The following is a 26990-nucleotide window of genomic DNA, read 5'->3' on the forward strand; positions in this document are numbered from 1 at the left end:
TTGCTCCCGTTGGGTCGCGAAGCGGCCCCTCTTTATCAAAAGAATGGGACTGCTGCGCAGTCCAACGGGAGCAAGCTCCCTCGCCACAGAGTTCGGTTCCTGTCACCTCTACTTCATCCAGCCATGCTTTAGTTTTTCCATTTCAGGGAGAACACCATGAGCGAATTCGATCCCGGGCGTCGCCGGGTCATGCAAGCGGTTGGTGCCGGATTGCTGTTGCCGGGGCTGGCGCCGGCGGTGATTGCGTCGGTCAAGGATCGGCCGCAACTCACGGATGGCGTGCAGTCCGGTGACCTTTTGGGCGACCGGGCGATTATCTGGAGTCGCAGCGACCGTCCTGCGCGGATGGTGGTCGAGTGGGACACCCGCAGCGTGTTCACCAACCCCCGACGATTCGTCTCTCCCCTGGCCGATGCCCGCACTGATTTCACCGCCCGGGTCGAACTCACCGGGCTGCCCGCCGATCAGGCGATTTTCTATCGTGTGCAGTTTGAAGATGCCCAGACCGGCGTGACCAGTGAGCCCTGGTTCGGTCACTTGCGCAGTGTGCCGCAGACCCGCCGCGACATCCGTTTTGTCTGGAGCGGCGATACCGTCGGCCAAGGCTTCGGCATCAACCCGGACATTGGCGGCATGCGCATTTATGAAGCCATGCGTCGGCGCCTGCCGGACTTTTTTATCCACAGCGGTGACAGCATTTACGCCGACGGTCCCGTGCCAGCTCAGCTCACCACCGAAAGCGGCCGGGTGTGGCGCAACATCACCACCGAGGCCAAGAGCAAAGTGGCTGAGACCGTGGATGATTACCGTGGCAATTATCGCTACAACCTGATGGACGAAAACATCCGTCGTTTCAACGCCGAGGTCCCGCAGATCTGGCAGTGGGATGACCATGAAGTGGTGAACAACTGGTCGCCGGGAAAACAACTGGACGCGCGCTACCTGAGTAAAGATATCCACAGCCTGGTGGGCCGTGCACGTCAGGCCTGGCTCGAATATGCACCGATGCGGTTGCAGAGTGCTGATGGTGGCGGGCGGATGTATCGTCAGCTCGGTTACGGGCCGCTGCTTGATGTGTTCGTGCTCGACATGCGCAGTTATCGCGGTGCCAATGACGACAATCTCGGTGCTGCAAAACCGTTCCTTGGGCGCGAGCAACTGGACTGGCTGAAGACGTCGCTCAAAGCGTCGAAAGCCCAATGGAAAATCATCGCCGCCGACATGCCGATTGGCCTGGGTGTGGGCGACGGAGAAGTCAGCCCCGGTGTGCCGCGCTGGGAAGCGGTGGCCAATGGTGATCCCGGACCGGCCCAGGGACGAGAGCTGGAGGTCGCTGAACTGCTCGGTTTTCTGCGGGCGCAGCAAGTGCGCAATTTTGTGTTCATTACGGCGGATGTGCATTACTGCGCGGCGCATCATTACCATCCGGACAGGGCCGCGTTTCAGGATTTCGAACCGTTCTGGGAGTTCGTTGCCGGACCGCTGAATGCCGGCAGTTTCGGGCCTGATGCGCTGGATAAAACCTTCGGCCCGGAGGTCGTGTTCGAGAAGGCGGCGCCAGTGCAAAACGCCTCGCCGTTTGCCGGGTTTCAGTTTTTTGGCGAGGTGAACATTGACGGGCAAACAGGGGAGTTGAGTGTGGTGTTGCGGGATCTGGATGGGGTGTCGGTGTTCGAGCAGAAGCTACAACCGGTTTGATTAACCCTTGAATCCCTGTAGGCGCGAGCCTGCTCGCGAAGGCGTCGTGTCAGTCAACATCATCGTTGCTGACATTCCGCTTTCGCGAGCAGGCTCGCTCCTACAGTGGGATGCGGTGAATCAGTAGACGTCGCGGCGGTAGCGGCCTTGTTCTATCAGCCGTTCGACTTCGGCGGCGCCAAGTAGGTCGTTGAGCACCTGATCCACGCCTGACGCCATGCCCTGAAGGCTGCCGCAGATGTAGATCACCGCACCGTCCGCCAGCCATTGTTTCAACTCGTCGGCCGACTCGCGCAGGCGATCCTGTACGTAGATTTTTTCGGCCTGGTCGCGGGAAAACGCCAGGTCGAGGCGTTCGATGTCCCCGGCAATCAACCATTCTTCCAGCTCATCGCGGCACAGGTAATCGTGTTCGCGATGGCGCTCTCCAAACAGCAGCCACTGGCGCTGCTGACCATCGGCAATCCGCGCCTTGAGCAGGCTGCGCAACCCGGCGAGTCCGGTGCCATTGCCCAGCAGAATCATCGGCACCGGTTCGGCCGGCAGATGGAAGCCGCTGTTGCGGCGCACGCGCAGGCTGATCGCGCTGCCTACCGGAGCGTGTTCGGTCAGCCAGCCCGAGCCGACGCCGAGGTTGCCATCGGCATGCACTTCCTGACGCACGATCAACTCCAGCACACCATCGGCCGGGATCGAGGCGATTGAGTATTCGCGCATGGCCAGCGGCACCAGGGCATCGGCCAGCGCTTGCGCGTGCAGGCCGACCAGATGGGTGCGGTTTTCCGGCAGTTGGCGACTGGCCAGAGCCTGTTCGAGGGTTTCCTCCAGGCCGTTGATCCGCACCTTGGTTTCACCGTGAATGCCCAGACCATCAAGGAAGTGCTCGATGGCCCACAGGCAATTGCGCGGCATCACTTCGACGAGGTCGCCCGCCAGCCAGCTGCTGGTGGAGGGCGGTTTGAGGCCCAGCAGGTACACCGGCGAACCACTGCTGTCCGGGTTGAGCAGATCGCGGCGGGTCAGGGTCCAGTTGTCGTAGCTTGGCGCTTGCCAGGTATCCACCGGTGCCTGACCGGTCAGTTGGCCCAGTTGCTGCTGCCAGTGACGCAGGGCGTAAGGATCGCCGCTGTCGACTTCCACCGGGGCGAACAGCGTCTTGCCGCCGTGTTCACCGAGCCAGCTGTGCAAGCGTTTGGCGAAACCGCAGAAGTGCTGATATTGACGGTCGCCCAGTCCGAGGACGGCATAGTTAAGGCGGCCAAGGCTAGGCGTGCGGCCCAGCACTTTGCGTTCGAACCCGCGGGCGCTGTCCGGTGCTTCGCCGTCGCCGAAGGTGCTGACCACGAACAGCGCATTGTCCGAATCATGCAAATCCTGCTCGCTGATGTCGGCCAGTGGCTGCACCTTCACCGGTAAACCGGCGGCCTGCAATTGCCCGGCGGTTTGCCACGCCAGTTGTTCGGCAAAACCGCTCTGGCTGGCGAAACCGATCAGCCAGGCCGACCCATCGCTGCCCGTTTGCACGAGACCGCTGCGAGCGTCCTTGATCTGGCGTTTCTTGCGGCGGCGATCGAGGTACAACAGCCAGCCAGTGACGAAGAACAGCGGCATGGTCAGGGAGGTGATCATCAGGAGGATGCGCCCGACAATGCCGAAGTAGCTGCCGACGTGCAGCGCGTAGATGCTGGTCAGCAGTTGTGCCTTGAAACTCTTGTCGCTGTAGCGCTCCACTCGCTTGACCACGCCGGTGGCCGGGTCGAGGGTGATCTGGTTGAGCGCACGGTCATGAGGCGAAGTGCTCAGCAGGTAGTAAACCGTCGCAGGTTGGCCGGCCACGGGTGGCATGCGCACGTTGTAGGAACTGAGTTGCGGACCGGCGGCGCTGTAGATGCTGCTCCACATTGCTGCGTAATCGGCGGTCGGTGCCGGACCGCTTGGCCCGGGACCGCGTCCGCCGCGAACGCGTTCGTTCTGCGGCGAATCGGAGAGCAAGCGGGTCAGGCCCTTGTTGTACCACTCATAAGACCAGGTCAACCCGGTCAGCGCCGCCAGAAGGTAAAACACCAGGCACCACGTACCGGCGACCGAGTGCAGGTCCCAGTTGAAGCTGCGGCCCTTTTTCTTCCAGTCCAGGGTCAGCCAGGTGCGCCAGCTTTTCCACTGGCGCGGCCAGCGCAGGTAGAGACCGGACAGGCAGAAAAACACCAGAATCAGCGTGCAGGCACCGGTGATCTGCCGCCCGGTGTCACCCATGGCGAGGAAGCGGTGCAGGCGCAGCATCAGGCCGAAGAAGTCCTGGCCGGTGGCATCGCCCAGGAACTCGGCGGTGTACGGGTTGAAGTAGCGCATCTCGCCGCGGCGTTCACCCGGTGGCGGGGTGAAGAACACTTTGGCGGCATTGCCACTGTCGGTTTCCACCGTGAGCATCGAGACTTTCTTGCCGGAGGCGGCTTCGATTCTCTCTACCAGTTCGGCGGGCGGCAGTACGCCAGCCACCGTTTTTTCGACCTGCAACACAGAGGGGTTGAGTACGCTCAGGATTTCATCCTGAAACGACACGCTCGCCCCGGTGATACCCATCAGGGCCAGGACCAACCCGGCGCTGATGCCGAAAAACCAGTGCAACTGGAACAGGGTTTTCTTCAACACGTCACTCGCCTTGTTCGTTCGAAATTGTCATCACGGCGCGCATTATGCCGTGGGGTTGTCGAGAAGCATTCTTTTTTACGTACAAAAGCCCCGCTCATCTGGATGAACGGGGCCTGGTCCAACACCAACTATGTAGGAGCGAGCTTGCTCGCGAAAAACTCGAGAACGACGCGGGGTGTCAGGCTAGGCGCGTTATCGTTGACGACCATCGCGAGCAGGCTCGCTCCTACATTGATCAGAAGTGGAAGTTGGTGCTCAGCAGCGCGGTACGACCGGCCGCCTGGTTGGCGAAGTGAGTCGAGAACGCCTTGTCGTAGTAGGTTTCGTCGGTCAGGTTCTGCACGTTCAGTTGCAGGTCGACGTTTTTGGTCAGCTTGTAAGCCGCCATCGCGTCGTAGCGAACGTAGGATTCGACCATGGTGGTGTTGGCGGCACTGCCGAATACGTCGTCGACATAGAACGCACCGCCACCGAGGGTCAGCTTCGGCGTGACTTGATAAGTCGTCCACAGGCTGGCGCTGTTTTTCGGTGTGTTCGGCAGTTCGTTACCGTCGTTGGCTTTGTTGGCCGGCATGTCGCCGCCGTCAACTTGCTCGCTGTCCATGTAGGCGTAACCGGCGAAGACCTGCCATTTGTCGGTGAGCTTGCCGCTGGCCGACAGTTCGAAACCTTGAACGCGGGTTTTGCCGACGTTTTCGTACGTGGTGGTGTTGGTTTGCACACGAGCGTTGTCTTTCTCGGTGCGGAAGATGTCAGCGGTCAGCGACAGACGATCATTCAGCAGATCCCACTTGGTACCGATTTCGTAGTTCTTGGTGGTTTCCGGCTCCATGTCGCTGCCCAGCAAGTTGCCGTTGCGATCAGGGGTGCCGCCCAGCGGGTTGCCGTCCTGGCCTTCGCCGAGGGTTGCGCCCGGTGGCGTTGCCGACGTCGCGTAGGACGCATAGATGCTGCCGTTTTCGGCTGGTTTGTAGACCACACCGAATTGACCGGTGACGAACTCGCTGACGTCATCGCCCTTGGAGGTCGTGGTGCCTGCGGCGTTGTAGGTCTTGTAGTCGGTGTCGAAATGGTCGTAGCGCAGGCCCATGTTCACCAGCCACTGTTCGGACAAGGTCAGGGTGTCGAACACGTACAGCGCGTAGGTTTTACCCGTGGTGTCGGTGCCGGCGTAGTTGCGTGTAATCGAACCGTTCCATGGGTCGTTCGGGTTCGGGTTGGACAGCGAGGTGCAGTTGTAACCGCTTGGCGCACCGATCTGCGCCGGATTGCAGGTATTGGTCGCCGCAGCGGTTCTTGGCGTGGTGTCGGTGTTGACGGTGTACGAAGACTTCTGGCTTTCCTCGCGGCTCAACTCGATACCGGTGGCGAAGCTGTTCTTGAACCCGGCGATGTAGACGTCACCAAACAGGTCGGTCTGGTTGGTCGTCGTTTCGGTGTTGCTGACACGGGTGTTGGCCCGGCGCCAGACGCTGCCGTTGTTGACGTTGCCCTTGCTGTCGTCCGGCTGGGTCAGGATGTAGTCCTGCATGCTGTTGCCGTGACGCAGGGTGTTCTTGACGGTCAGCGCGTCGTTCAGGTCGTGCTCGACGGCGATGGTCGCGGTGTCGGTGCGGCCCTTGCGGAAATCGCGGTCGTTCAAGCCGTAGAAGTTGCTGCTGTCGCCACCGTCGTTCGGCTTGTCCGGGTTGGACTTGGTGCGCGCTGCCGAACCTGCAGTCGGGATCGAGTACGGAATGCCCGAGTCCGGGGTGTCGTTGCTCTCGAGATGGTAGTAATCGAGGTTGACGCGGGTGGCGGTGCCCAGGCCGAAGGCCAGGGATGGCGCGATGCCCCAGCGGTCGTAATCGACGCTTTCACGGCCGGCGACGTTGCTTTCGTGGCTCATCAGGTTCAGACGGCCAGCGGCGGTGTCGGTGAACTGGTAGTTGCCGTCGAAGGTGTAGCGCTGGGTCTGGTCGGAACCCCAGGTGAAGCCACCGTCAAGCGAATCGCCCAGGTGCGCTTTTTTGCTCACCAGGTTGATGCTGCCGCCAGCAGCGCCACGACCGCCGATAGCGGAGTTCGGGCCTTTGCTGACTTCGATCGATTCCACGGCGAAGATCTCGCGGCTCTGCGAACCGGTATCGCGCACGCCGTCCAGATAAGTATCGCCCTGGGCGTCGAAGCCGCGAATGAACGGACGGTCGCCCTGTGGGTTACCGCCTTCACCGGCGCCGAAGGTGATGCCTGGAATGGTGCGCAGGGCGTCCTGCATGTTCATGGCGCCGGTGTCTTTCAACACTTGTTGCGGAATGACAGTGACCGAGCGCGGTGTGTCCACCAGCGGTGCGGTGTACTTGGGCGAGGAGGCTTTCTCAACGTTGTAGGAAGTCTCGTCCTGAGCTTCGCCGGTGATGGCGGTAGCGCCCAGGGAAATCACGTTATCCGGAGCTTTTTCGTCGGCCTTTTCCGCCGCGAAAACCATGTGTCCCGCCGAACCGGCAGTAATTGCCATGCCGATGGCCGATGCGAGCAAACGTGGTGAACTGACCGGTACTTGTGGTTGTGAACGTGACATTTGGACTTCCCCTCCCCAAGGATTTGAGGCGGCGGAATATAGGGTAAACACGTATTTGTATCAATTGCGAAACATTACTATTCGTACTGAATTTACATTCTTTACAATTTACCCTTACGGTTTTTACTACTTCATTCGTCTGGCGGGTTTTACACGGGCAATAAGAATCAATACCATTGCCGTCCCTTTGCCATCTGGTGTCGTTGTCATGTTGCTGCACATACCCGGCCTGTTCGAAAAAGACGAAGTACAGCGCATTCGCGAAGCGCTGGAGCAGGCTGATTGGGCGGATGGCAAGATCACGGCGGGCTTTCAGTCGGCCAAGGCCAAGCACAATCTCCAGTTGCCGGAAAACCACCCTCTGGCCAAGGAAATCGGTGCGGCCATGCTGGAGCGGCTGTGGAAAAGTCCGCTGTTCATGTCAGCGGCGCTGCCACACAAAGTCTTTCCTCCGTTGCTGAACTGTTACACAGCCGGCGGCAGTTTCGACTTCCACATCGATAACGCCGTGCGTCAGCCCAAGGGCAGTATGGAGCGGGTGCGCACCGACCTCTCGGCCACGTTGTTCTTCAGCGAGCCCGAGGACTACGACGGCGGCGAACTGGAAATCCAGGACACTTTCGGCACCCAGCGGGTGAAGTTGCCGGCGGGTGACATGGTTCTGTACCCCGGCACCAGTCTGCACAAGGTCAATGCCGTCACGCACGGAACGCGATACGCCTCGTTCTTCTGGACCCAAAGCCTGGTGCGTGAAGACAGCCAGCGTGCACTGTTGTTCGAGATGGACGGCGCGATCCAGCAACTGACCCGGGACCTGCCGGATCACCCCTCGCTGATCCGCCTCACCGGCACTTATCACAACCTGTTGCGTCGCTGGGTCGAGGTGTAAGTGGCGGACTTTCGGTTACGCCGCGAGGAAGTGCTCGACGGTGAGCGGCTCAAATCCATGCTCGACGAAAGCCCGGCGCGTGCAGCCCAGGCGATTCTGATCGCGGCTCGCGAAGACGTCCTCGATGCCCAGGCGCTGCTCGGGCAGATTCTGCTGGACGGGCAGGGCATCGCTCAGGATCAGCCGCTGGCGGTGCGCTGGTTCGACATCGCTGCGCGTCGTGGGCATGTGATGGCGCGCAACATGCTCGGCCGTTGTCATGAGCATGGTTGGGGCTGTGCGGCTGATGTATCGTCAGCGGCCAGGCATTATCGACTGGCCGTCACCGCCGGGCTGGATTGGGCGATGTACAACTACGCCAATCTGCTGGCGACCGGGCGCGGGGTGGTTGAGGATCAGCTTCAAGCGCTGAGTCTCTATCGCCGCGCTGCCGAGTTGGGCCATGCAAAATCGATGAATCTGTTGGGACGGTATCTGGAAGAAGGGCGGGTCTGCCCGAAGGATTTGAAAGCCGCGCATGACTGGTATCGGCGTTCGGCCGAGGGTGGTGACTTTCGTGGCCAGTTCAGTTTTGCAGCAGTGTTGGCGGATCAAGGGAATATCGACGAGGCATTGCAATGGCTGCGCAGGGCGCTGACCGGCGGCAATCTGAATTTCCTGCGGGTCGCGAGCAAAGCGTTGTTAAACGCAACCGATCCGCAAATTCGAGCGTTGGCACCGGCGTACGCCCAGCGCTCCGCCGAACTCGAACAGGGCATCAAACCTCTGTAGGTGCCGGCTTGCTGGCGATTAACGGTCACGCGGCGCGGTGCATCTGGTTAACGGCGGTGCCTGGATCGCCAGCAAACCGGCTCCTACAGGGTCACCCACAAAAAAGCCCATGACAGGTCATGGGCTTTTTGTTTTCTACGCAGTTTTTACACGTAGAACGACTTCAGCGGCGGGAAGCCGTTGAATTCAACAGCGCTGTAGCTGGTGGTGTAGGCACCGGTCGACAGCCAGTACAGGCGATCACCGATGGCCAGGTTCAGCGGCAGGCCGTACTTGTAGTTTTCGTACATGATGTCGGCGCTGTCGCAGGTCGGGCCGGCGATGACCACTTCTTCCATCTCGCCTTTCTTCTCGGTCCAGATCGGGAACTTGATGGCTTCGTCCATGGTTTCGATCAGGCCGGAGAACTTGCCCACATCCGTGTACACCCAACGCTCGACGGCCGTACGGGATTTACGTGCAACCAGTACCACTTCGCTGACCAGGATGCCGGCGTTGGCGATCAGCGAACGGCCTGGTTCCAGGATGATTTCCGGCAGGTCGTCACCGAAGTCTTCCTTGAGGAAGCGGATGATTTCTTCGGCGTAGGTTTCCAGGCTGTTGGTGCGGGTGATGTAGTTGGCCGGGAAGCCGCCGCCCATGTTGATCAGCTTCAGGTGGATGCCGTCTTCTTCCTTCAGGCGTTCGAAGATCACTTTGACCTTGGCAATCGCCGCGTCCCAGACGCTGATGTCGCGCTGCTGCGAGCCAACGTGGAACGAGATGCCGTAAGGCACCAGGCCCAGGTCGCGGGCGAGGATCAGCAGGTCCATGGCCATGTCGGTCTGGCAACCGAATTTGCGCGACAACGGCCAGTCAGCGGTGGTCGAGCCTTCGGTCAGGATGCGCACGTAGACTTTCGAGCCCGGCGCGGCCTTGGCGATGTTGCGCAGGTCGGCTTCGGAGTCGGTGGAAAACAGGCGCACGCCCTTCTCGTAGAAGTAGCGAATGTCCTTGGATTTCTTGATGGTGTTGCCGTAGCTGATACGGTCGGCGCTGACGCCGCGATCCATTACTTTGTCCAGCTCATAGATCGAGGCGATGTCGAAGCTCGAGCCTTTCTCTTTGAGCAGGTCGATGATTTCAACGGCCGGGTTGGCCTTGACCGCGTAGTAGACCTTGGCGAATTCGAAACCGGCGCGCAGGTCGTCGTAGGCCTGGCTGATCATCGCGGTGTCGATCACCACGAACGGGGTTTCGTGCTTGTCGGCGAACGCCTTCATTTTGTCAAAAGTGGCGCGCGCGAAATAATCTTCGACCTGAATCGACATACTTGGGACTCCTAGTGGCAAACGTCGTTAATCAATGGGTGCAAATGAACGTCCTCCGTATCCCCACTTTGGTTCGCCTACTTCCCAAGGCATGTCGCCGAAAGCAAAAAGGCCATGGGAAGTGCTGCTTTTCCCTTGGCCTTGCTGTCTCGTCGTCAGTACTTGAGCCGGATGGATCGTTTCCAGCATGGACGTTCGGCGCGAACTTTAGGGCGTGAGGGGCTTGAGATCAACAAAAAATGTCGCGTTTTTGCACGCTTCTGACGTGCGTCGTGCGCATCACTCTTTGTAGCCGACCGAGATGACGGACAGATGTTCCCTTGAAATTTTGAAGTGTTAAAAATACCTGCACGTTCGACGCTTTTGTGCGCCAAGTCCCTTGGAAGTACGATAGCGTCAACATCGGCGACGTTGGCTGCGAAAAGGTTTGTTGTGGGGGATTTTGGCTGTTGCAGTAGGTGTTTTTGAGGCGCTGTTACAGGCGCAGCTGTTGATATTTTTTTCCGGCCTTGAAAGTATTCAGCTTTCGCACCGAACCTGTGGGAGCCAGCCTGCTGGCGATGACAATTTCATCATCACCACAGTGTTGACTGGTATTTCCCTATCGCTAGCAGGCTAGCTGCCACAGGGTTTTGCGTTTTTACCGGGCGATTGGTGTGATCAGGCGACCACTGCCTCGGCAGGCGAAACGATGCTGGTCTTCATCCCCCGCGAACGACCCGAACTCAAATAAGCCGCAATCGACTCCTGCGTCACCTCGCCCAGAAACACCCGCTCGGCATCCATCACCGGCAGCCACGCCCGGTTGAACTCGTACATCCGCGACAGCAGGATACGCAAATGCTCGTCGTACGCCGCGGTGGCGTTGAACTCGCGAAGGTACTGCGCGCAGGTGCCGGTCTGACGGTGCAGGTCGCGACGTCTTACATAACCCAGGGCTTTATTCTCGGTACAAGTGACCACCACATAGCGGCGGTCATGCTCGTCCATCAATTCCAGCGCATCGGCCACCGACGTTTCCGGGCTTGCGGATGGCGCGTTGTCCGCTGCATCTTCGGCCTTCACCAGCAGCAGACGCTTGAGCGTGCTGTCCTGGCCGACGAAGTTGCTGACAAACTCATCCGCCGGGTGCGCGAGCAACGTGTCCGGGTGATCGATCTGCAACAGCTTGCCGGCGCGGAAGATCGCGATCTTGTCGCCGAGCTTGATCGCCTCGTCGATGTCGTGGCTGACCATGATCACCGTCTTGTTCAGCGCCCGCTGCATTTCGAAAAATTCGTTCTGGATCATTTCGCGGTTGATCGGGTCGACCGCGCCGAAGGGTTCGTCCATCAGCAGCAACGGCGCATCCGCCGCGAGTGCGCGAATTACGCCGATCCGCTGTTGTTGGCCACCGGACAATTCCCGTGGATAACGATGCAGGTATTGCTTGGGTTCAAGCTTGATCATGCTCATCAATTCGCGGGCACGGTCGTGGCATTTCTGCTTGTCCCAGCCGAGCAGTTTCGGTACGACCACGATGTTCTCTTCGATGGTCATGTTGGGGAACAGGCCGATCTGCTGGATGACGTAGCCAATGTTGCGACGCAGGGTCACTTCGTCGAGCTCGGTGGTGTCTTCGCCGTTGATCAGGATCTTGCCCGAGGTCGGTTTGATCAGGCGGTTGATCATTTTCAGCGTGGTGCTTTTGCCGCAACCCGATGGCCCGAGGAACACGCAGATTTCGCCTTCATTGACGGTCAGGCTTACCGAGTCCACGGCTTTGACGTCTTTGCCGTTGCTTTGGAAGGTCTTGCTGAGGTTTTGAAGTTCGATCATTTGAGTAATCCTTTTGGAGTCAGCGAACGTTGCAGCCATTGCAAAAGCAGGTCGGCGAAGATGGCCAGCACACTGACCACCACAGCGCCGACGATCAGCATCGACATGTCGCTGCGGCTGATGGAAGCGAGGATGAGCACACCGAGGCCACCGGCGCCGATGGTGGCGGCGATGGTCATGACGCCGATGTTCATCACCACGGCGGTGCGCACGCCGGCGAGGATCACCGGTACGGCGATGGGCAACTCGACCATGCGCAGGCGCTGGCCGAAGGTCATGCCGATACCGCGTGCGGCTTCGCGAATGCCCGGTTCGACGTTGGTCAGCGCCAGGTAGGTGTTACGCATGATCGGCAGCAGCGAGTACAGGAACACCGCAGTAATCGCCGGCATCGGCCCCAGACCCTGGCCGAACTTGGAGTAGAGCGGCAGCAGCAGGCCGAACAGGGCAATCGACGGCACGGTCAGCAATACGGTGGCGCTGGCTTGCAACGGACCGGCGAGGCTCGGGAAGCGTGTCATCAGGATACCCAGCGGCACGCCAACCAGAATCGCCAGGGTCACGGCGACACCGACCAGCGTGATGTGTTGCCAGGTCAGGTGAAGCACTTGGGCCCAGTCGAGATGGGAAAAGGCATTGAGAAAATCCATGTCGTCTCCTTCTCAGTTCAGTGGGTGTTGGCGCAGGAAATCGGCGGCAACGGATGAAGGACTTTGGTGATCGACATCGACCCGTGCATTGAGCTGGCGCATGGTTTCGTCATCGAACAGGTCGGCTAGCGGCTTGAGTTGCGCGGCCAGTTGCGGGTGCGCGTCGAGATACTCTTGGCGCACCACCGGTGCGGCGGTGTAGTCGGGGAAGTAGTGTTTGTCGTCTTCCAGCAACTTGAGCTTGAAGGCGCTCAAGCGTCCGTCGGTTGTGTAGACCAGACCGGCAAACACCTGGCCATTGCGCAGGGCGGTGTAGACCAGTCCCGCGTCCATTTGACGGATATTGCGGCGGGTCAGGTCCATGTCGTAGAGCTTGACCATGCCGGCCAGGCCGTCGGAACGGTTGGCGAACTCGGTGTCCAGCGCCACCAGTGGATTGTCTTTGGCTTCGTCGCGCAAGGCCCGGTCAAGGTCACTGATGGTTTGGATCTGCGGGTACTTGGCTGCGATTTTTTCCGGCAGTGCCAAGGCGTAGGTGTTGCTGAATTTCGACGGTGAGAGCCAGGTCAGGCCTTTCTTCGCATCCAGCTCGGTGACTCGTGCCAGTGACTGCTGGCTGTCGAGTTTTTCCGTGACGTGGTTGTAGGAAACCAGCGATACGCCGGTGTACTCCCAGACCATGTCCAGTTGTCCGCTTTCCTGGGCACTACGGGCCAGGTTACTGCCCAAGCCACCGGTGACCTTGGCGTCGTAGCCTTTGGTGCGCAGGTATTGAGCGGTGATTTCCGCGAGCAGGGTTTGTTCGGTGAACACCCGGGCGCCGATGCGGATCAAGGGTTTTTCCGCGGCTTGGGCAAATCCTGCGAACAGCAGGACGCAGCCTAGTAAAAAGCTAGAAGTTTTCATGACGATTCCTTTGCCGAGGCTTAAGACGGGCGCAAGCCGCGTTCGAGCCAGAGGCGGCTGGCGAGTGTCACCAGGCCGTCGAGCAACAAGGCCAGCAGGGCGGTGCAAGCGGCGCCGAGCAGCAATTGCGGCTGATTGTTCAAGGCGATGCCGGGGAAGATCAGGCTGCCGAGACTGTTGGCGCCGATCAGGAACGCCAGCGGCGCCGTCCCGACATTGATCGCCAGGGCCACGCGCACACCGCCGATGATGATCGGCACGGCGTTGGGCAACTCGACTTTCCACAGCACCTGGCGCGGGGTCATGCCGATGCCGACGGCGGCTTCCTTGAGCGAGCCCTGAACGTTTTTCAGGCCTTCGTAGGTGTTGCGCACGATGGGCAGCAGCGAGGCGAGGAACAGGGCGAAGATGGCAGGGCCGCTGCCGATGCCGAGGAAGCCGAGGGCGATGGCCAGGACGGCGAGGGGCGGAACGGTGTTGCCGATGTTGAAGAACTGCATGAAGCGTTCGGCGCGGCCGACCATGGACGGGCGGCTGAGGAGGATACCGGCAGGAATGCCCACGACAAGGGCGGCCAGCATGGAAGCGAGGACGAGAATCAGATGAGCTTGCAGGTAAAACAATAAATCGTCGCGGTAAAGTTCGATCGTATTGATGCCGATCCAGTGGATCAGCAGGGCCAGAAGGGCGATTACCAGCGCGCCTCCTATCAGCCCTTTGCCATAGTGGATAGCCACAGGCGGACTCCTTTTTTCAGTCGGCGAACACTTTCTCGTGTGGCAACGCCATTCCTGGCTGCCGAAAAAATGATCGCGATAAGCAGCTCATGCCGAGCGCGTTCCACTGTAGGAGCGAGCCTGCTCGCGAAAAACGTCCAGACAACGCGTACCTTCAGGTACCCAGCGTTATTGTTGACGTCCATCGCGAGCAGGCTCGCTCCTACAGGGGTTAGGCGCGCAGCAATCGAGCCATGAGCACAGCCTCGTCAGGCCGATTTGCAGGTGTTTCTGGCCCCCGACGAGTGGTCGTAACGGGGGAGTGGACGTCTCCGTGCTTTAAAAGGTTCCCACGTTCGACACCATTTTGCCACCCGTAGGAGCTGCCGAAGGCTGCGATCCTTTGATCTTTGGCGTGGTTTGAATCGCCAAAATATCGCAGCCTTCGGCAGTTCCTGCAGGTGCTCACCCCCTACGGACGGTGGTCCGTCGGTTACTTTTTAAGCTATACTCGCCGCCCTTTTTTGAATCACCTGCCAGGCGATTTCCCATGACCAAACAGGCCGCCGAAGTCGCGAAACGCCGCACTTTCGCCATTATTTCCCACCCCGATGCCGGTAAGACCACCATCACCGAAAAGCTCTTGCTGATGGGCAAGGCGATTGCGGTGGCCGGCACGGTGAAATCGCGTAAATCCGACCGCCATGCCACCTCCGACTGGATGGAAATGGAAAAGCAGCGTGGTATTTCCATTACCACGTCGGTCATGCAGTTCCCGTATCGCGAGCACATGATCAACCTGCTCGACACCCCGGGCCACGAAGACTTCTCCGAAGATACCTACCGTACCCTGACGGCGGTCGACTCGGCCTTGATGGTCCTCGATGGCGGTAAGGGTGTAGAGCCACGGACCATCGCCCTGATGGACGTCTGCCGTCTGCGTGACACGCCGATTGTCAGCTTCATCAACAAACTCGACCGTGACATCCGCGACCCGATCGAACTGCTCGACGAAATCGAAGCCGTCCTGAAGATCAAGGCAGCGCCGATCACCTGGCCGATTGGTTGCTACCGTGATTTCAAAGGCGTGTATCACCTCGCCGATGACTACATCATCGTGTACACCGCCGGTCACGGCCACGAGCGCACCGAAACCAAGATCATCGAGAAGCTCGATTCCGATGAGGCGCGTGCGCACCTGGGCGACGAGTACGAGCGCTTCATCGAACAGCTGGAACTGGTGCAGGGCGCCTGCCACGAGTTCAATCAGCAGGAGTTCCTCGACGGTCAGCTGACCCCGGTGTTCTTCGGTACGGCACTGGGCAACTTCGGTGTCGATCACGTGCTCGACGCCGTCGTCGATTGGGCACCGCGCCCACTGGCCCGCGTGGCCAACGAGCGCACCGTGGAGCCGGTGGAAGAGAAGTTCTCGGGCTTCATCTTCAAGATCCAGGCAAACATGGACCCGAAACACCGCGACCGCATCGCCTTCATGCGTATCTGCTCCGGCAAGTACGAAAAAGGCATGAAGATGCGCCACGTGCGCACCGGTAAGGACGTGCGAATCGGCGACGCGCTGACCTTCTTCTCCTCCGAACGTGAGCAACTGGAAGAAGCCTTCGCTGGCGACATCATCGGTCTGCACAACCACGGCACCATCCAGATCGGCGACACCTTCACCGAAGGCGAAGTCCTGGGCTTCACCGGTATCCCGCACTTCGCCCCGGAACTGTTCCGCCGCGTTCGCCTGAAGGATCCGCTGAAATCCAAGCAACTGCGTCAGGGCCTGCAACAGCTCGCCGAAGAAGGCGCGACCCAGGTGTTCTTCCCGGAACGCAGCAACGACATCATCCTCGGCGCCGTTGGTGTGCTGCAGTTCGATGTGGTCGCCAGCCGCCTGAAAGAGGAATACAAGGTCGAGTGCTCCTACGAGCCGATCACTGTGTATTCGGCACGCTGGATCGAATGCGGCGACAAGAAGAAGCTTGAGGAATTCTCCAACAAGGCTGTGGAAAACCTGGCACTGGACGGCGGTGGTCACCTGACCTACCTCGCGCCTACGCGGGTCAACCTGGCACTGATGGAAGAGCGCTGGCCGGACGTGAAATTCCGTGCGACGCGTGAGCATCATTAAGCGCTGAGCTGAAAGGCCAGAAACCCCGTCGCGAAAGCTGCGGGGTTTTTTGTTGCCTGACGCAACCCTCTGTAGGCGCGAGCCTGCTCCGGGCGGCGTTCCGACGGTGATTTCAAGCGCACCGCGTTTATCCAGGCTGCGCACGTCATCGTTGACGTCCATCGCGAGCAGGCTCGCTCCTACAGTAATCCGGGACGTTCACAACATTCTCTGACTCGCCGCGGGCACTGTAGGAGCGAGCTTGCTCGCGAGGGATCCGGATTCGCCATGAATGCCTGCGTCATTGTTCACTGGGAATCAATGTCCCCTGGTGGAAAACCATCTGCCACTGCTCGCCCCGATTACGCCAGATGGAACTGCGCAGACTGTGGACTGCGCCGGGATGGTCGTGGCTGTCGACGTAACAATGATAAGTCACCAAGGCGGTCTCTTCTGACAATGGCTTGATGGCAAAGTGGCTGATGCTCCGTTGGATAAACGACTCATGGGGCAACTGCTCGACCACTTCGGCCTTGCTCCAGATGCCGCCACTGGCGCTGAACTCGATAAAGTCATCCGCGAGTAGGCGTGAGATTTCTTCAGCATTCCGTCGAGTCGTGTGTGACAGGAGGCGTCGTTCAAGTTGCAGCAGTGTTTGCGACAGATCCATGGCGCTTGTCCTTTCCTGAGTTATGCCGGTTCAGTGCTCCTGGCGTATCAGCCAATCCCGATCTCTTCCTTGAACTGTTCCAGAAACCCCTTCAAACGCTCATGACGAACCTGTGCCAGACGTTGCCCTGTCGCAGTCTGGAAGCCGTCTGCCAAGTGCAGCAGCTTGGTCTGGAAATGGTCGATGCAGAAGCGAGTGTCGTCATAGTCGCGGTCATTGGCCTGCGGGTCCTGCGGGTCGTAGAGGGCGCTGCCCATGCGCCCGGCAACGTAAAAGGTGCGGGCGACGCCGAGCATACCCAGGGAGTCGAGGCGGTCGGCGTCCTGCACGATTTTCGCTTCCAGCGAGGTCGGCGAGATGTTGGCGGAAAAGCTATGGGCTTCGATGGCGTGGGCGACGGCGGCGATTTTTGTCTCGCGCCAATCCAACTTCGCCAATACCCCTGACGCTTTGCGCGCTGCCAATTGCGATGCCTGCGAGCGCAACGGCGAGTTCTTTTCCACTGCTACACAATCATGCAACAACACCGCCGCCAGCAGCACCTCTAGATCGCCACCTTCCTGTGCCTGAATCAAGTGGGCGTTGTGCCAAACCCGTTGCAGGTGCGAAAGGTCGTGAGCGCCGTCTTCCGAGGGTTCCAGGGCGTGAGGTAGCAGGGTGGTGGCGAGTGATTGCATCGGTGCGAAGGCGTTGCTGATCATGCTGTGTCCTTTGATTAAACGTGTCGATCACGGGAAGTCCTGTCCTGCGTACATCCCGCGAATCCCGCGAATCCTGCGAGGGATTCTGTGGGTGCACAAGCGTTCTGGAAGGCGGAACACGCTTTGACCTTTTCGGCATAACTATTATTCAAAACCAATCTGCCAGGCATTGGCATTTTCTCTCATCTGTTAGCGTCCTATCTGGAGAACCCGGCTGATCGGAACTAGATTTTAATCAGCGCCAGAAAGGCACTCTATGAAGGAGGGATTCGACTATGAACAGATGGCTACGCGTTTTATTGATGTTGAAGGTGCTGGTGATGTTGACCTTGGGCAGTTCGGCGGTTTGGGCTGAGTGTGAGGAGCACGAGACACAGGCATCGAGCGGGCAGGGGGCGCATGGCGAGCTGATGATCGCCAAGTCCGAGTCCGAACCGGGCGATCAGGGGCAGGGTGGTGCTGCGAGCGATGACGATTCGACCACCGACGAGCCGGACTCCGATGAAGAGGAAGAGGGCGACAGCCAGACGTAAATCACAGACAAAATAAAACCCCTTCCAGTGAAGTGGAAGGGGTTTGGTCAACAGAAACCCTGTGGGAGCTAGCCTGCTGGCGATAGCGGCATACCAGTCAACATTTGTGGTTACTGGCACACCGCAATCGCTAGCAGGCTAGCTCCCGCATTTTTTACGCCGCGCCGTCGAGGAATTGCTCGGCGTAATGGCAAGCCACCTGCCGGCTGTCGAGCAGGCGCAGGGCCGGTTCTTCAGTGCTGCAACGCTCGGTGGCGTACGGGCAGCGCTTGTGGAAAGCACAGCCGGACGGTGGGTTCAGCGGGTTGGGCAGTTCGCCGACGATCTTGATTTTCGGCTTGTCCGGATCCGGGTGGATGGTCGGCGTGGCCGACAACAGGGCTTGGGTGTACGGGTGCAGAGGGCGGGTGTAGATGTCCTCTTTCGGGCCCATTTCCACGGGGCGGCCGAGGTACATCACCATCACGTGATCGGCGACGTGACGCACCACCGCCAGGTTGTGCGAGATGAACACGTAGGCCGTGTTGAATTCCTGCTGCAAATCCATGAACAGGTTCAGCACCTGTGCCTGAATCGACACGTCGAGCGCCGAGGTCGGTTCGTCCGCCACCAGCACTTTCGGTTGCAGCATCATCGCCCGGGCGAGCGCAATCCGCTGGCGCTGACCGCCGGAGAACATGTGCGGATAGCGCTGGTAATGCTCAGGCCGCAAACCCACCTGCTTCATCATCGCCTGGACTTTGTCGCGGCGTTCCGAGGCGCTGAGGTTGGTGTTGATCAGCAATGGCTCGGCCAATTGATCACCGACTTTCTGCCGCGGGTTCAACGAGGCGTACGGGCTCTGGAACACCATCTGCACGTCTTTGCGCAGTTGCTTGCGCTGGGCCTTATCGGCGCCGGCGACTTCCTGTCCGGCGATTTTCAAGGAACCGGAGGACGGCTCTTCGATCAGGGTCAGGGCACGGGCGAGGGTGGACTTGCCGCAGCCCGATTCACCGACGACGGCGAGGGTCTTGCCGGCTTCCAGTTCGAACGACACACCGTTGAGGGCGCGTACGGTCGCGTGTCCCTTGAACAGGCCACGGGACACTTCGTAGTGACGGGTCAGGTCGCGGGCGGTAAGAACGACGGCCATTACGCCACCTCCTGGTTCAGCGGGTAGAAGCAGCGGGCGAGGCTGTGGCTTTTCGGATCAAGGCTCGGACGCTGCGCACGGCAGTTGTCCTGCACATACGGGCAGCGCGGCGACAGCAGGCAACCCTGCGGACGGTCGTAGCGACCGGGCACGATGCCTGGCAACGTCGACAAGCGCGCGGCGCCGAGGCTGTGTTCCGGAATCGCCTTGAGCAGCGCTTCGCTGTACGGGTGTGCCGGGATGTCGAACAGTTGCGGCACCTGGCCGACTTCGACGGCTTGACCGGCGTACATCACACACACGCGCTGGGCGGTTTCAGCCACGACGGCGAGGTCGTGGGTGATCAGCACCAGGCCCATGTCCTGCTCTTTCTGCAACGCCAGCAGCAGGTCCATGATCTGCGCCTGGATGGTCACGTCGAGGGCGGTGGTCGGTTCGTCGGCGATCAGCAGTTTCGGTTCACCGGCAATCGCCATGGCAATGGCGACACGCTGGCTCATACCGCCGGAGAGTTGATGCGGGTAAGCGTCCATGCGGCTCGCGGCACCCGGGATTTCAACTTTTTCCAGCAGTTCGATGGCGCGTTTGCGGGCGGCCTTGCCGGACATTTTCAGGTGCAGGCGCAGCACTTCTTCGATCTGGAAACCCACGGTGTAGCTCGGGTTCAGCGCGGTCATCGGGTCCTGGAAAACCATCGACAGGTCTTTGCCGACGATTTGCCGACGCTGACGGTTGCTCAACTTGAGCATGTCCTTGCCGTCAAAGCTGAGCGAGTCGGCGGTGACGATGCCGGGATGCTCGATCAGGCCCATCAGCGCCATCATGGTCACGGACTTGCCCGAACCCGACTCGCCAACGATGGCCAGCACTTCGCCCTTGTCCACTTTCAGGTCGAGACCGTCGACCACCGGCACGGCGTTCTTGTCGCCGAAGCGAACGTTGAGATTCTTGATTTCTAGCAGTGACATGGGAATCTCCTCAGGCGGCGTTCTTGAGTTTCGGGTCCAGCGCATCGCGCAGGCCGTCACCCATCAAGTTGATTGCCAGCACGCTGAGCAAAATGGTCAAACCCGGCAGGCTCACGACCCACCACGCGCGTTCGATGTAGTCGCGGGCCGAAGCCAGCATGGTGCCCCACTCAGGGGTTGGCGGTTGTACGCCAAGGCCGAGGAAGCCCAGGGCGGCGGCATCGAGAATCGCCGAGGAGAAGCTCAGGGTCGCTTGAACGATCAGCGGTGCCATGCAGTTGGGCAGCACGGTGATGAACATCAGGCGCGGCAGACCGGCACCGGCCAAGCGGGCGGCAGTCACGTAGTCGCGGTTCAGTTCGCCCATCACCGCCGCGCGGGTCAGACGAACGTAGGACGGCAGGGACACCACGGCGATGGCGATTACGGTGTTGATCAGGCCAGGGCCGAGGATGGCGACGATCGCCACAGCCAGCAGCAAGGAGGGCAGGGCCAGCATGATGTCCATCAAACGCATGATGGTCGGGCCGAGTACGCGCGGGAAGAACCCGGCGAGCAAGCCCATCAGGATGCCCGGGATCAGCGACATGACCACCGAGGACAAGCCGATCATCAAGGACAACCGCGAACCCTGGATCAGGCGCGACAGCAAATCGCGGCCCAGCTCATCGGTGCCGAGCAGGAACTGGATCTGCCCACCTTCCAGCCAGGCCGGCGGGGTCAGCAGGAAGTCGCGGTATTGCTCGCTCGGATCATGGGGCGCAACCCACGGGGCGAAGATGGCGCAGAAAATCACCAGCAGCATGAACATCAGGCCGGCGACGGCGCCCTTGTTCTTGGAGAACGCTTGCCAGAATTCTTTGTACGGCGACGGGTACAGCAGGCTCTGATCCACGACGGGCGTGGCGGTGGCTACTGAGGATGTTGGAGTGCTCATGGTATTGACCTCAGCGCTGATGACGGATGCGTGGGTTGGCAAAGCCGTAGAGGATGTCCACCACGAAATTGACCAGAATCACCAGGCAGGCGATTAACAGGATGCCGTTTTGTACGACCGGGTAGTCCCGGGCGCCAATGGCTTCGATCAGCCATTTGCCGATGCCGGGCCAGGAGAAGATGGTTTCGGTCAGGACCGCACCGGCCAGCAGGGTGCCGACTTGCAGGCCGACCACGGTCAGCACCGGAATCAGCGCGTTGCGCAGGCCGTGCACGAACACCACGCGCGACGGCGACAGGCCTTTGGCGCGGGCGGTACGGATGTAGTCCTCGCGCAGCACTTCGAGCATCGAGGAACGGGTCATCCGCGCAATCACCGCCAGCGGAATGGTACCCAGCACGATGGCCGGCAGGATCAGGTGATGCAGGGCATCGAGGAACGCGCCGACGTCATCGGCCAGCAGCGTATCGATCAGCATGAAACCGGTGCGCGGCTCGATGTCGTACAGCAGGTCGATCCGCCCGGACACCGGGGTCCAGCCCAGGCTCACCGAGAAGAACATGATCAGGATCAGGCCCCACCAGAAGATCGGCATCGAGTATCCCGCCAGGGAGATGCCCATCACCCCATGGTCGAACAAGGACCCTCGCTTGAGGGCCGCGATCACCCCGGCCAGCAGGCCCAGGATGCCGGCGAACAGCAGCGCGGCCATGGACAGTTCCAGGGTCGCGGGGAACAGGGAGGTGAACTCGGTCCACACGCTTTCACGGGTGCGCAAGGACTCGCCGAGGTCGCCGTGGACCAGCTTGCCGATGTAATCCAGGTACTGGGCATACAGGGGTTTGTTCAGACCTAGGCGTTCCATTGCCTGAGCGTGCATTTCCGGGTCGACTCTGCGTTCGCCCATCATGACTTCCACGGGGTCGCCAGGGATCATGCGAATCAACGCGAAGGTCAGCAAGGTGATGCCGAAGAACGTGGGGATCAGTAACCCCAGTCGGCGGGCAATAAAACTAAACATCGTAAGGTGTACCTCATCAGCCGGTTAGGCGTGCCCGGCATGCCTGGGTCGGGTATGCCGGGAGTTTTCTTATTTACTTCACCTGGGTGGTGGCGAAGTTATTCGTGGTGAGGGGGCTAATGTGATAGCCCTCTACGTTGTTGCGCATTGCGGTGAACATTCTAGTGTGTGCCATGCTGATCCAAGGCTGGTCCTGATTAAAAATAACCTGGGCCTGCTCGTAGAGTGCTGCGCGTTCGGCCGGATCGGTCTTTTCCCGGGCCTGATCGAGCAGCGCCTGGAACTTGTCATTGCACCAGCGTGCATAGTTTTCGCCGTTCTTGGCGGCTTCGCAACTGAGCATAGGCGTCAGGAAGTTATCCGGGTCGCCGTTATCGCCCGCCCATCCGGCGGAAACCATGTCGTGCTCGCCGTTTTTGGCGCGCTTGAGCATTTCGCCCCATTCCATCACGCGGATGTCGATCTTGATCCCGACCTTGGCCAGGTCGGCCTGCATCATCTGCGCGCCGAGCATCGGGTTGGGGTTGGTCGGACCGCCACCGTTGCGGGTGAACAGGGTGAACGTGGTGCCTTCCGGTACGCCGGCTTCCTTGAGCAGGGCACGGGCCTTGTCGAGGTCACGGACGGGGTTCTTCAGGCTGTGGTTGTAACCCAGCAGGGTGTCCGGGTACGGGTTGACCGCTGCTGTCGCATTGCCTTTGCCGAACAGGGCATTGACGTAGGCTTCCTTGTCGAACGCGATGTCGATGGCTTTGCGCACCCGCACATCACTCATGTATTTGTGCGTAGTGTTCATCGCGACGTAGGACACGGTCATCGCGTTCAGTTCGTCGACTTTCAGGTTCGGGTCTTTCTTGATGCTCGGGATATCGTCCGGCTTCGGATACAGCGCCACCTGACATTCGTTGGCCTTGAGCTTTTGCAGGCGCACGTTGTTGTCGGTGGCGATGGCCAGGATCAGCGCTTCGGCCGGTGGCTTGCCACGGAAATAATCCGGGTTGGCCTTGAAGCGGACCTGGGCGTCCTTGTTGTAACGCTGGAACACGAACGGACCGGTGCCGATCGGCTTGTTGTTCAGATCGCCAGTCTTGTTGGCCTTGAGCAACTGGTCAGCGTACTCGGCGGAGTAGATCGACGAGAAGGCCATGGCGATGTCGGCCAGGAACGGCGCTTCGCGACGGGTCAGGGTGAACTTGACCGTGTTGTCGTCGACTTTCTCGACGCTTTTTAGCAGTTCCTTGAAACCCATGCTTTCAAAGTACGGGAAGCCCACGCTCGACAGCTTGTGCCACGGGTGATTCGGGTCCAGCTGACGCTGGAAGCTCCAGACCACGTCGTCGGCATTCATGTCGCGGGTCGGCTTGAAGTAATCGGTGGTGTGAAACTTGACGCCTTTGCGCAGGTGAAAGGTGTAGCTCAAACCGTCTTCGCTGATGTCCCAGGAGTCGGCCAGGGCCGGAATCACGTCAGTGGTGCCGGGCTTGAAGTCTGCCAGGCGATTGAAGATGGTTTCGGCCACGGCGTCGGCGGTGACTGCAGTCGTGTACTGGACCATGTCGAAGCCTTCGGGGCTGGCTTCGGTGCAGACCACCAGCGGCTTGGCCGAGACACCGACAGCGACACTCAGCAAGGCGGCTGCGATGGCCGCACGTAGGGGAAGCATTTTCATCTATAACCCTCTGCAATCGATTGGAAGGACAAAAGCCGAACGGCCGGTTCATTGCTGAATCAGCCGTTCGGCAGGTGCATTACAAAATGTTGAACGGGATGGTGGTCACGAGACGGAACTCGTTGATGCTGCCATCAGCCTGGTTTTCGCTGGCGCGGTGAGCGGTGTAGGTGCCACGGATCGTGGTGGCCTTGAGCGGACCGCTCTGCACGGCGTATGTGGTACCGATGCCGTATTCATAGTGGTGTTCACCGTCCATGGACTGCACGCTGGCGTAAGCGCCGCCATTGTTATGAGTACCGTCGATGCCCCAGCCGCGGGCCTGATAGATGTTGAACTTCAGCCCCGGCACACCGTATTCGGCCATGTTCAGGCCATAGGCCACCTGGAAGGATTTCTCGTTCGGGCCGTTGAAGTCCGACAGCAGGGAGTTGGCCAGGTAGATGCCGTTGGTTTCGTGCAGGTAATCGAAGTACTCGTTGCCGTTCACTTCCTGGTACGAGAAGGTCAGGGTATGGGCCTGATGGGTCAATCCGAACGACAGGGAATAGGTGTCGTTGTCGATGTCGCCCAGCAGTTTTTTGCCTTCGTCGACCGTCTTGTAGTAGTTCAGTCCGGTGGTCAGGCTCAGTACCGAGCTGTCCCCCAGCACGTGACTCGCGCCGAAGTAGTACTGGTTCCACAGGTCTTCGGCCTGGGTACCCCACAAACTGGTGGTCAGGCTGGCGAACGGCTGGTAGGTGATCCCCGCAGTGTTCACGTGGTCGGCTTCGATGACCGTGTCGGCGTATTCGGCGCGGAATTTACGCAGGCTTTCTTCGGTTCGCGGTGAGTTGCGATCGAACGTGGCCAGGTCGAATGACAGGTTTTCCAGCTCTTCGCTGTGCAGGCTCACACCCTGGAAACTCGAGGGCAGGGCACGGTTGCCGATCACGTCGACCATCGGGCTGCTGAAGTTCTGGCGGCCGGCGGTCAGTGTGGTGTTGGAGAGACGAGCCTTGACGTTAGCCAGACCCAGTTTGCTCCACTGGTCTTCCGCCTCGCCGCCGTTTTCAGTCAGGGTCCGGTTGTTACCCAGACCGGGAACGCCATTGAGCGGTGCTCCGCCATTGGCAGAGGCGAGGTTCTTGCGATCACGCTCAAGGGCGACGGCGTTGTAGGCAGCGACTTCAGTGCTGAAACCGACGGTGCCCTCGGTGAAGCCCGAGTTGTACTTGATGATGGTGCCTTGTACCCAGTTGATGCGGCGGTCCGTGTTGGTCAGTACACCGTTCTTGTTGTACTTGAAATGGGCACCACGTTTCAGTTGTTCGTTGGCGTACCAGTTGCGCGTGGTCCCGCCGATCGACTGGCCTTCGACAAAGCCGCTGGCTTCGCTCTGGGCACTTTTCTCTTTCACGGTCACGGGCGTGAAAGCCTGGCTCTGGGTTTCAGCGTACGCCGTGGCGGTTACGCTGCTGATGGCCAAGGCCAGTATCGTTGTGCTGCTCAGTTTCATGGGTAAAGCTCCTTGCTTTCTATTTTTATGACCGGTCTTTTTTCTGTGATCCGGTTTGGTTTGGAACTCATTTACGTCATCGCAAACGTTTGCTTGATGCCAGGATGGCGAAAAAAGGCAACACGCCTGCGTGGGGATGGAAAATCCACCCCCTGGCGTTTTTGGCTAATCGGTTATTTTTCTAGGCCGACACCCGAGAACACGTTGCGGCCGAAGGGGCTTACTTTGAACCCTTCGATTTTGGTGCTCAGCGGTTGGTTGACCGTTGAGTGGGCGACTGGCGTGATCGGCACCTGCTGTTTGAGCAACTGCTGCGCCTGTTTGTAGAGCACGGTGCGCTGGTCGCGGTCGGTGACGACCTTGGCCTGCTTGATCAACTTGTCGTAAGCCGGATCACACCACATCGAGTAGTTGTTGCCGCCAATGGCGTCACAGCTGTACAGCGTGCCCAGCCAGTTGTCCGGATCACCGTTGTCACCGGTCCAGCCGATCAGGCTGATGTCGTGCTCGCCATTCTTGGTGCGCTTGATGTACTCGCCCCATTCATAGCTGACGATCTTGACCTTGAGGCCGATCTTCGCCCAGTCGGCCTGGAGCATCTCGGCCATCAACTTGGCGTTGGGGTTGTACGGGCGCTGCACAGGCATGGCCCACAGGGTGATTTCGGTGCCTTCCTTCACACCGGCCGCCTTGAGCAATTCCTTGGCTTTTTCCGGGTTGTAGGCGGCGTCCTTGATGGTTTCATCGTAGGACCATTGGGTTGGCGGCATGGCGTTGACGGCCAGTTGCCCCGCACCCTGGTAAACGGCATTGAGAATGCCTTGCTTGTTCACCGCCATGTCCAGCGCCTGGCGCACTTCGAGCTGGTCGAAGGGTTTGTGGCGCACGTTGTAGGCGATGTAGCCGAGGTTGAAACCGGGCTTCTCGATCAGTTGCAGTTTCGGGTCATTCTTCAGCGCGGGCACATCGGCAGGGCGAGGGTGCAGCGTGATCTGGCATTCGTTGGCCTTGAGTTTCTGCACCCGCACCGACGCATCGGTGTTGATGGCGAAAATCAGGTTGTCGAGCTTCACGCGGCTCGGGTCCCAGTATTGCTTGTTACCGGTGTAGCGGATGTTCGAGTCTTTCTGGTAGCTCTTGAACACGAACGGCCCGGTGCCGATCGGCTTCTGGTTGATGTCGCTCGGTTTGCCTTCGGCCAGCAGTTTGTCGGCGTACTCGGCGGACAGGATGGCGGCGAAGCTCATGGCGATGTTCTGGATGAACGCGGCGTCCACGCTGTTGAGCGTCATGACCACGGTCAGCGGCCCGGTCTTTTCGACCTTGGCGATGTTCTTGTTCAGGCTCATGCCGTTGAAGTATGGGAACTCGGTCGGATAAGCCTTACGGAAAGGTTGTTGCGGGTCGAGCATGCGATTGAACGTGAACAGCACGTCATCGGCGTTGAAATCACGGGTCGGCGTGAAGTACTTCGTTGTATGAAATTTCACCCCTTCGCGCAGGTGAAAGGTGTAAGTGAGGCCGTCCTCGGAAATATCCCAGCTAGTGGCCAGGCCCGGTACGACATTGGTCGCGCCTTTTTCGAACTCTGCCAAACGGTTGTACAGCGGCTCGGCGGCGTCATTGTCGGTCGCCGTGGTGTACTGCGCCGTGTCGAAACCGGCGGGGCTGCCCTCGGAGCAGAACACCAGGCTGCTGGCGGCCTGGCTCATGGAGGTGGCGGCCAACAGGCCGCTGCCCAGCAATGCGGATAAAACCAAGGTATGGCGCATAACGCT

General features: G+C 59.8%; 21 protein-coding genes. 5 read left to right on the top strand and 16 right to left on the bottom strand.

Annotated features, from left to right (window positions below; all coding sequences use genetic code 11):
- Nucleotides 1-156 precede the first annotated feature (156 nt).
- Entirely contained in the window at nt 157-1698 is a 1542-nt protein-coding gene (locus CKW19_RS14165; protein WP_095058393.1) for an alkaline phosphatase, read from the top strand.
- A 120-nt stretch (nt 1699-1818) separates the two neighbouring features.
- Here the strand turns inward: CKW19_RS14165 and CKW19_RS14170 are convergent, their stop codons facing one another.
- Both CKW19_RS14170 and CKW19_RS14175 read right to left on the bottom strand, forming a co-directional pair.
- The gene (locus CKW19_RS14170) at nt 1819-4347 is read right to left on the bottom strand and encodes a sulfite reductase flavoprotein subunit alpha (protein ID WP_095058394.1); all 2529 of its coding nucleotides are present in this window, start codon (nt 4345-4347) and stop codon (nt 1819-1821) included.
- A gap of 235 nt (nt 4348-4582) precedes the next feature.
- Nucleotides 4583-6907 (bottom strand): TonB-dependent siderophore receptor, encoded by a 2325-nt coding sequence (locus CKW19_RS14175; RefSeq protein WP_095058395.1) that lies wholly within the window; start codon nt 6905-6907, stop codon nt 4583-4585.
- A 208-nt stretch (nt 6908-7115) separates the two neighbouring features.
- Here CKW19_RS14175 and CKW19_RS14180 point away from each other — a divergent pair, with 208 nt between their 5' ends.
- Complete coding sequence (locus CKW19_RS14180) at nt 7116-7796, top strand: Fe2+-dependent dioxygenase (protein WP_095058396.1); 681 nt, start codon at nt 7116-7118, stop codon at nt 7794-7796.
- A gap of 57 nt (nt 7797-7853) precedes the next feature.
- Nucleotides 7854-8567, top strand: a complete 714-nt coding sequence (locus CKW19_RS14185) for a tetratricopeptide repeat protein (protein WP_095058454.1) — start codon at nt 7854-7856, stop codon at nt 8565-8567.
- A 146-nt stretch (nt 8568-8713) separates the two neighbouring features.
- Here CKW19_RS14185 and CKW19_RS14190 read toward each other — a convergent pair whose 3' ends face one another.
- From CKW19_RS14190 to CKW19_RS14210, 5 genes are all read right to left on the bottom strand, one after another.
- Entirely contained in the window at nt 8714-9877 is a 1164-nt protein-coding gene (locus tag CKW19_RS14190) for a type III PLP-dependent enzyme (protein WP_053154457.1), read from the bottom strand.
- 660 nt (nt 9878-10537) lie between these two features.
- Nucleotides 10538-11695 carry a betaine/proline/choline family ABC transporter ATP-binding protein gene (locus CKW19_RS14195; RefSeq protein ID WP_095058397.1) on the bottom strand — a complete coding sequence of 386 codons (1158 nt, stop codon included), beginning with the start codon at nt 11693-11695 and terminating at the stop codon, nt 10538-10540.
- Nucleotides 11692-12345, bottom strand: a complete 654-nt coding sequence (locus CKW19_RS14200) for an ABC transporter permease (RefSeq protein WP_095058398.1) — start codon at nt 12343-12345, stop codon at nt 11692-11694. The genes CKW19_RS14195 and CKW19_RS14200 overlap by 4 nt, the downstream gene beginning before the upstream one ends.
- 12 nt (nt 12346-12357) lie before the next feature.
- Entirely contained in the window at nt 12358-13251 is an 894-nt protein-coding gene (locus CKW19_RS14205; protein ID WP_095058399.1) for a glycine betaine ABC transporter substrate-binding protein, read from the bottom strand.
- 20 nt (nt 13252-13271) lie between these two features.
- Nucleotides 13272-13988, bottom strand: coding sequence for an ABC transporter permease (locus CKW19_RS14210; RefSeq protein ID WP_095058400.1), 717 nt, complete (start codon nt 13986-13988; stop codon nt 13272-13274).
- Nucleotides 13989-14517: 529 nt separating this feature from the next.
- Between CKW19_RS14210 and CKW19_RS14215 the strand changes: the two genes are divergently transcribed.
- On the top strand, nt 14518-16101 hold the full coding sequence (locus CKW19_RS14215; protein ID WP_053154472.1) for a peptide chain release factor 3: 1584 nt from the start codon (nt 14518-14520) through the stop codon (nt 16099-16101).
- 280 nt (nt 16102-16381) lie between these two features.
- Here CKW19_RS14215 and CKW19_RS14220 read toward each other — a convergent pair whose 3' ends face one another.
- Together CKW19_RS14220 and CKW19_RS14225 are read right to left on the bottom strand one after the other, a co-directional pair.
- Nucleotides 16382-16750 (bottom strand): DUF4440 domain-containing protein, encoded by a 369-nt coding sequence (locus CKW19_RS14220; RefSeq protein ID WP_095058401.1) that lies wholly within the window; start codon nt 16748-16750, stop codon nt 16382-16384.
- A 47-nt stretch (nt 16751-16797) separates the two neighbouring features.
- Nucleotides 16798-17451 carry an HD domain-containing protein gene (locus CKW19_RS14225; RefSeq protein ID WP_095058402.1) on the bottom strand — a complete coding sequence of 218 codons (654 nt, stop codon included), beginning with the start codon at nt 17449-17451 and terminating at the stop codon, nt 16798-16800.
- 275 nt (nt 17452-17726) lie between these two features.
- Here CKW19_RS14225 and CKW19_RS14230 point away from each other — a divergent pair, with 275 nt between their 5' ends.
- Nucleotides 17727-17984, top strand: coding sequence for a hypothetical protein (locus CKW19_RS14230; RefSeq protein WP_095058403.1), 258 nt, complete (start codon nt 17727-17729; stop codon nt 17982-17984).
- A gap of 154 nt (nt 17985-18138) precedes the next feature.
- Here CKW19_RS14230 and CKW19_RS14235 read toward each other — a convergent pair whose 3' ends face one another.
- The 7 genes from CKW19_RS14235 to CKW19_RS14265 form a co-directional block, all read right to left on the bottom strand.
- Complete coding sequence (locus tag CKW19_RS14235) at nt 18139-19119, bottom strand: peptide ABC transporter ATP-binding protein (RefSeq protein WP_095058404.1); 981 nt, start codon at nt 19117-19119, stop codon at nt 18139-18141.
- Nucleotides 19119-20087: an ABC transporter ATP-binding protein gene (locus CKW19_RS14240; protein ID WP_095058405.1), complete on the bottom strand. Its 969-nt coding sequence runs from the start codon at nt 20085-20087 to the stop codon at nt 19119-19121. The genes CKW19_RS14235 and CKW19_RS14240 overlap by 1 nt, the downstream gene beginning before the upstream one ends.
- 10 nt (nt 20088-20097) lie before the next feature.
- Nucleotides 20098-21024, bottom strand: a complete 927-nt coding sequence (locus CKW19_RS14245) for an ABC transporter permease subunit (protein WP_095058406.1) — start codon at nt 21022-21024, stop codon at nt 20098-20100.
- A gap of 10 nt (nt 21025-21034) precedes the next feature.
- Nucleotides 21035-22045, bottom strand: coding sequence for an ABC transporter permease subunit (locus CKW19_RS14250; RefSeq protein WP_095058407.1), 1011 nt, complete (start codon nt 22043-22045; stop codon nt 21035-21037).
- 73 nt (nt 22046-22118) lie between these two features.
- Entirely contained in the window at nt 22119-23714 is a 1596-nt protein-coding gene (locus CKW19_RS14255; RefSeq protein WP_095058408.1) for an ABC transporter substrate-binding protein, read from the bottom strand.
- 79 nt (nt 23715-23793) lie between these two features.
- Nucleotides 23794-25212: an OprD family porin gene (locus CKW19_RS14260; RefSeq protein ID WP_095058409.1), complete on the bottom strand. Its 1419-nt coding sequence runs from the start codon at nt 25210-25212 to the stop codon at nt 23794-23796.
- A gap of 173 nt (nt 25213-25385) precedes the next feature.
- Complete coding sequence (locus CKW19_RS14265; protein ID WP_095058410.1) at nt 25386-26984, bottom strand: ABC transporter substrate-binding protein; 1599 nt, start codon at nt 26982-26984, stop codon at nt 25386-25388.
- Nucleotides 26985-26990 lie beyond the last annotated feature (6 nt).

Source organism: Pseudomonas sp. Irchel s3f7 (assembly GCF_900187615.1).
GTDB lineage: Bacteria > Pseudomonadota > Gammaproteobacteria > Pseudomonadales > Pseudomonadaceae > Aquipseudomonas.